Origin of the sequence: Thiorhodococcus minor (assembly GCF_010820565.1) — a bacterium.
GTDB classification, from domain to species: domain Bacteria; phylum Pseudomonadota; class Gammaproteobacteria; order Chromatiales; family Chromatiaceae; genus Thiorhodococcus; species Thiorhodococcus minor.
Window position 1 is genome coordinate 1 of the sequence record NZ_JAAIJQ010000163.1, and the last position, 4,942, is coordinate 4,942.

The following is a 4,942-nucleotide window of genomic DNA, read 5'->3' on the forward strand; positions in this document are numbered from 1 at the left end:
TGAACAAACGGCCCCTCGCAACCGAGGGCATGAGGTTACATTCTAAGCGCCACGCCGCCGCATGGGCTTTCTCCGCGCAGCGGCTTCGTCCAACTAGGCGTTAACCCGATCGGCGCATCTTGCATCCTTTGACCGAAACCCCGCGCGCACTGTGCTGCGCGCGGGGAACCAATGATCGCGTCAGGCAGTCGTCGTCCTTGCTCGGTAGGGTCGAGTGAGGCTGCCGACCTTGATCCCGCTCAGCTCAATGCAATACGTCTTCGAGTGTCTGAGCACTGAGCAGGCGCTCGGACCAGTGCAGCAAGGTGTCCGCATCGGCCGCCTCGATTTTCTGTTGGACCCCCGGTGGGAGCGCGCCGAAGCGGGCTGACAACAACCGGAGGAGTATCCGAGCCTCACCCTGCTGGACGCCTTGCTGGATGCCTTGCTGGACGCCTCGCTGGACACCCTGCTCGATAAATCGCTCCGCAAACTGGCTCATCAGATCGGCCTCCTGTGAATAGCGCTGTTGGTACAGTTGCCGTTCATTGTCATCAAGTTCGGCATAGATGTCGATGAAATCCAGGTACTTGAGGCGCCGCTCTGGATCGGGCTCCAACGTCAGCAGACCCCGCACCGCCTGCGCATAGACCTCGAGCTTCTCCTCCGGTGCGTAGGCCATGTTCGGCAGATTCAAGCGCGCGACCAGGTTGGGACTGTCGAAATAGTCCCGAGCACGCAGCCCGAACAGCGGCCAGGCGAGGTAGCGGAAATGCAGGTAGCAGTGGGCGTCGCCCCCAAGGCGCAGTTCCTCGGGATAGCCGCCGCGATGCAGAAAGATGACGACTGGGACGACGCGCTCGGTGCCGATCAGCTCGGCCAGATCGAGGCAGTAATGGGCCAGGCGGTGGATCGAGAACCGGCTGGGGTCGGTCTCTTCCTCGAAGACGAACAGCAGGGCCTCGCGCCGACCGTCGGGCCACTCTACCAGCAGCGGGGTGTCGAGCTCACGGAAACGCTCGCCAAGGCGCTCTTGGAGCTGCTCCTGACGGATCGGCAGGATGCGCGCGCCGCGGTCGATGCCCGCCGCTTCCGCGGCGGCGGCAAATTGGATGCTCTCGCGCGGATAGTCGAGGATGAGGTTCTTGAAATTCTGGTCGTGGCCCATGCCGATCAGTCCTCCCGCTCGATCTGTCCATTCTGGAGCCGATAGCCCTGCCTACTCGCTGGACAGATGGCCCGGCCGATGCCCGTCAGCGGCAGCTCCAAGCGCTCGCCATGCCCGCTCATCCAACCGATCTGCCGCGCCGGGACGCCGACCATGAGCGCATAGGGCTTGACGTCCTTGGTGATGACCGAGCCCGCTCCAATGAAGGCGTACTCGCCGATGGTCACGCCGCAGACGATGGTGCAGTTGGCGCCGAGGGTGGCGCCTCTCTTGACCAGCGTCGGACGGTATTCGTCCTTGCGCGGCACGGCCGAGCGGGGATTGTAGACGTTGGTGAAGACCATGCTGGGGCCGCAGAAGACGTCGTCTTCCAGCGTCACTTCGTCGTAGACGGAGACGTTGTTCTGGATCTTGACGTTGTCGCCGATGCGGACGCGGTTGGCGACGAAGACGTTCTGGCCGAGCGAGCAATCCCGGCCGATGCGGGCACCGCCGCAGACGTGCGTCCAGTGCCAGATGCGGGTGCCGTCGCCGATGTGGGCACCCGTGTCGATGATGGCTGTCGGGTGGACGCTATCGCTCATGGCGCTCAGTGGGCCTGTTTAGGAGCCGTCCATTTTCTGCTTCCCGATCTGGGCTCTGGTGACGAAGCTCTTGCTTCGCCACCCGCGAGACGAAGCTCCGTTTCACGCATCGGCTGACCGCGCCAGCCTTTCTTGAAGCGGAGCTTCATCGCAGGGGTCACTCCGCTGGAGCGACGAGACCAGGAAAGCGGGAGGCCATGGATGGACGGCGACTGACTGACAGAAGGGATGGTCGTCCCATCAATGCAGCACCTCGTCCAAGCTCTGCGCGTCGAGGATGCGCTCGGACCAGTCGAGCAGGGTGTCAGGGTCGGCTTGCGTGATCTTGGCGCGTACGGGCTCGCTCGGGGGGCCGAATTTGCGCTCGAGCTGGCGGAGGAGAACGGTGGCGCGGCCGTGCTGCTCGCCTTGGTCAATGTACTTTTCGATGAAGGTTTGCATGATGGAGTCTCCACTCGGGCGCTCTTCGAGCAAGGTGCGCACGTCGGCTTCGGCGACCCGGCGCGTGCCTTGGACATCATAGCGCAGCAGTGATTCCAGGATGTCCAGGGCACCCGGCTGGTCGATGACGTGCTCGATCAGCGCGAGGAGCTCACGCAGGCGCTCGATGGGTTGGTCATCATAGATGAGCCGAAGGGCCAGCAGGACCAGCCGGGTGAGCACGGTGCCTTTGATCGCGGCGCTGGTGCGCACGGAGATGTCGTGCAGGTCGTAGCGGAACTGCGGGACATAGGGTGCGAGGGCGTCGGGCAGCGGCTCCACCAGGTCGTGAAAGCTGGATGGAGCGCGCCAGGCGCCTTGGCCGTGATAGAGCACGAGGGGGTAGACCGGCGGAAGGTGGCGCGACTTGGGGTGCTGTTTGCGATGCGCATCGCCGCTGGCGACGATGTAGCGCAGCAGTTGCAGCATCACCCAGTGGTCGGGTTGGCTCTTGTGCTCGAAGAGGAGATAGATGCCGAGTCGCGCGTCGCGGCCCTGATGGGCGACGCTGTAGACCAAGTCGGAGTAGATCTGGCGGAGCTCCGGGGTGACGTAGGAGTCTTTCTCGATCGCCAGGGTGCTTAGGTCGATCTCGGCGAGAATCGGGGCGGGCAGGTGGTGCCGCAGGAAATCCTCGGCCAGTGCGGGGCGCCCGAAGTTCTCGCGGAAGAAGCAATCGTGTGGGGAAGGCGTGAGGCGGGTGTCTTCACCGCTCTGGGCGCTGGTGTCGATCATGGCGGACTCGGGGGCGCTGTCGTCTATGCCGCGAGTCTAGCGCGCCTGCCGGCAGAAGGGGTGGTAGTCGCCTTGAAGCCCCTGGGCGGAGGCGTTGCGGATCTGGTAGACGGTCTCGACGGCGGTGCGCGCGGCGTCGAGACGGTAGCCCTCTCCGGCGAGGATGTGTCGGTAACTGTCCGTATGGAGGTCCATGAAGCCGTCGGAGAATTCCACTTCCTCGCCGCCGACGGTGATGGAGCGGAAGGTGCGCTGGCCCTTCTCGCGCTGGGCGGCCGGCAGGTGATCCGCGTTGACCGAGAGGAACCACCGAACCCGCGCCCGCTCCAGCTCGAGCCGGCCGGAGGCGCAGTCGTCGCGGTTGAGGTGGACGGTGCTGTAGCGGACGTTGCCGAAGACCCAGGTCAGCATGTCGAAGAAATGGACGCCGATATTGGTGGCGATGCCGCCCGATTTGGACAGCTCGCCCTTCCAGCTCTGGCGGTACCAGTTGCCGCGGGAGGTGATGTAGGTGATCTCGACGTCGTGTACTTGGTCTCCGGCGCCTTGGATCCGGTCCCGGAGCGCGATGATCGAGGGGTGCAGGCGCAATTGGAGGATGTTGTAGATCTTGCAGTCCGTCTCCGCCTCGACCTCGGCCAGTCCCTCAATGTTCCAGGGGTTGAGGACGAGCGGCTTCTCGCAGATGGCGTGGGCGCGATTGCGCAGGGCGAAACGGATGTGGGCGTCGTGCAGGTAGTTGGGTGAGCAGATGCTGACGTAGTCGATCGCCGTGCCCTTGCGGCGTAGCTTGTCGATGTGGCGGTCGAAGCGCTCGAATTCGGTGAAGAAATCGGCGCTCGGGAAGTAGCTGTCGATCACGCCGACGCTGTCGTTCGGGTCCAAGGCGGCGACGAGGTGGTTCTCGGTGTCCTTGATGGCCTTCATGTGGCGGGGCGCGACGAATCCGGCGGCCCCGATGAGTGCGAATGTCTTGGTGTCCATCTCTGCGGGTTCTCGAGAGCTGTGTGCGCTGACCTGGGGCGAGAACTATACAGAGGATGAGACCACGGAAAACGTGATGCATCTCAAGCCGAGGTGATCTGGCGGCCGTACCGAGGGTGCGAAGGGGCGCTCGAGCGGAACGGGTGCGGGCGGGAAGGTCATCGCGGTGAGCGAGGATGGGTAGAACGGCCACGGCAGGTCATCGACCTTTGGCACGGATGGCGATTGGCCGTGAAACCCATCGACTGCGGCGCGATCGGTTGACGTGAGCGCCCCTGCTTCCGGGGCGGTTTGCATCCACTCGTTCCCACGCTCCAGCGTGGGAACGCCGTCCGGCCGCTCCAGCGGCCCGTGGCGCGACCCGACGCTGGAGCGTCGCCATGTGCTCCCACGCCGGAGCGTGGGAGCCAGGAGGAGGCCACAAGGCCATCAGCCGGACACCAGCCACAGGATCTGAAGGTGGCGGAGCATCAGGGCGCCGAAGGTGACCACGAGCAGGACGGCGCTGAGTCGCACGACGCGGAGGCCGCAGTAACGGGCCAGGAGCGCCACGCCCAGCAGGACCAGGGATAGCTTGACGATCAGGAACAGCTCGGGATTGGCCTTGAGGACGACCGCCATCAAGGGGTTGCTTTCGTAGACGTTCTTGAGGCGCACGACCGCCCAGGTGAGGGCGGCGTCGAGGATGTTGAGCAGGACGATGAGGACGAAGGCGGTCTTCATCCACCAGGGGCAGTCTGTCGCAGGCGCTTGGAGGGGCTTGGGCATGCGTTTGGTGAAGCCTTTGGTGGGTGGGGGCCGCGCCGGGGCGGTGCGCGGGCTTCGGTCGCGCCGGGGCGACGCTCCCACGGCGGCGGGTGGAATGGGCGGAACGGCCAGCGTAGAACAGGGAGCGTTGGTGGAAATAGGGGACGGGTGGAAATAGGGGACGTACCCTGAGGTATCCCCACTAAATTCCAAATCAGAACATAAGCTTAGAGAGAGGATTTCCAGCAGAAAGGAACATGCATGG

General features: G+C 64.4%; 5 protein-coding genes. All 5 read right to left on the bottom strand.

The annotated features are described in order from the left end of the window. Positions 1–244: 244 nt before the first annotated feature. Positions 245–1,147, bottom strand: coding sequence for a DUF4351 domain-containing protein (locus G3446_RS25550; protein WP_164456490.1), 903 nt, complete (start codon positions 1,145–1,147; stop codon positions 245–247). A gap of 5 nt (positions 1,148–1,152) precedes the next feature. Next, entirely contained in the window at positions 1,153–1,731 is a 579-nt protein-coding gene (locus G3446_RS25555) for an acyltransferase (RefSeq protein WP_164456491.1), read from the bottom strand. A 240-nt stretch (positions 1,732–1,971) separates the two neighbouring features. After that, positions 1,972–2,946: an Rpn family recombination-promoting nuclease/putative transposase gene (locus tag G3446_RS25560; protein WP_164456492.1), complete on the bottom strand. Its 975-nt coding sequence runs from the start codon at positions 2,944–2,946 to the stop codon at positions 1,972–1,974. Between the two features lie 36 nt (positions 2,947–2,982). After that, positions 2,983–3,930 carry a Gfo/Idh/MocA family protein gene (locus G3446_RS25565; protein WP_164456493.1) on the bottom strand — a complete coding sequence of 316 codons (948 nt, stop codon included), beginning with the start codon at positions 3,928–3,930 and terminating at the stop codon, positions 2,983–2,985. 429 nt (positions 3,931–4,359) lie between these two features. Beyond that, complete coding sequence (locus G3446_RS25570; protein ID WP_164456494.1) at positions 4,360–4,698, bottom strand: DUF5658 family protein; 339 nt, start codon at positions 4,696–4,698, stop codon at positions 4,360–4,362. Between the last annotated feature and the right edge of the window lie 244 nt (positions 4,699–4,942).

Bases quoted from the DNA above. Each gene is read 5' to 3' on its own strand.
- G3446_RS25555 (WP_164456491.1), bottom strand. From the start codon at position 1,731: ATGAGCGATAGCGTCCACCCGACAGCCATCATCGACACGGGTGCCCAC.
- G3446_RS25565 (WP_164456493.1), bottom strand. From the start codon at position 3,930: ATGGACACCAAGACATTCGCACTCATCGGGGCCGCCGGATTCGTCGCG.
- G3446_RS25550 (WP_164456490.1), bottom strand. From the start codon at position 1,147: ATGGGCCACGACCAGAATTTCAAGAACCTCATCCTCGACTATCCGCGC.
- G3446_RS25560 (WP_164456492.1), bottom strand. From the start codon at position 2,946: ATGATCGACACCAGCGCCCAGAGCGGTGAAGACACCCGCCTCACGCCT.
- G3446_RS25570 (WP_164456494.1), bottom strand. From the start codon at position 4,698: ATGCCCAAGCCCCTCCAAGCGCCTGCGACAGACTGCCCCTGGTGGATG.